Source organism: Lactobacillus nasalidis, from assembly GCF_016587775.1.
GTDB classification, from domain to species: Bacteria; Bacillota; Bacilli; order Lactobacillales; family Lactobacillaceae; genus Lactobacillus; species Lactobacillus nasalidis.
In genome coordinates this window covers 1-796 of the sequence record NZ_BOCG01000421.1, presented here as the reverse complement: position 1 = coordinate 796, position 796 = coordinate 1, and the positions used below count along the sequence as shown (strand labels likewise).

At 55.7% G+C, this 796-nt stretch carries 1 protein-coding gene; it reads left to right on the top strand.

All coding sequences use genetic code 11. From position 1 onward, the window contains the following. Positions 1–747, top strand: a 747-nt coding sequence (locus tag lacNas_RS07815) for a metal ABC transporter solute-binding protein, Zn/Mn family (protein WP_201346752.1), incomplete at its 5' end; no start/stop codon positions are given. Positions 748–796 lie beyond the last annotated feature (49 nt).

Here is a 796-nt window from a genome sequence, read left to right as displayed (position 1 = left end):
GACATTGCCCAGAACATCGTCGGCAAATACGGCAAGGCAACGGCCTTGATCGCCAACGGCAACACCGATCCGCACGACTTTGAGCCGACGACGGCGGCAGCCAAGACGGTTGCCGGCGCTGACGTCATCATCGCCAACGGGATGGGCTACGACAGCTGGATGGACAACCTGGCCTCAGCCAGCGACAAGAAGGCCGTCAAAGTCGGCGAAGACTTGATGCATCTGAATTCAAGCGCCAACCCCCACATCTGGTACAATCTGACGATGCCGAAAAAATACGTCGCCTACCTGGTCAAAAAGCTCAGCAGCCTGGACAAGAAACACGCCAGCTACTTCAAATCCCAGGGCCAGAAATACCTGAAGAAGATCGCCAAGATCGACCGCCTGGCCGACAAGATCAAGGGCGGCAATTCCAAGCAGGTCTTTGTCAGCGAGCCGGTCTTTGACTACGCGCTGGAGCGGACCGGCTTCAAGATCGGCAACCGCAACTTTGAAGAAGCCACGGAAAAAGAAACCGACCCCAGCGCCGCGGTGATTGCCAAGATGAATGAAGCAATCAAGAAAAAGCAGATCGCCTTCTTCGTCAACAACACCCAGGCCAGTTCCGACACGGTCAAGACTTTCGTGAAGAAGGCCAAGAAACAGGGCATCCCGATCGTGGAAGTCCGCGAAACCATGCCCAACAAGGTTTCCTACGCCGACTGGATGCTGGCCAACTACCAGAAGCTGGCCAAGTTCAGCAAGTAAAAAAGCAAAACGGCGGCCGCGCCTAAGCGTGGCCACCGTTTTTTTGCCT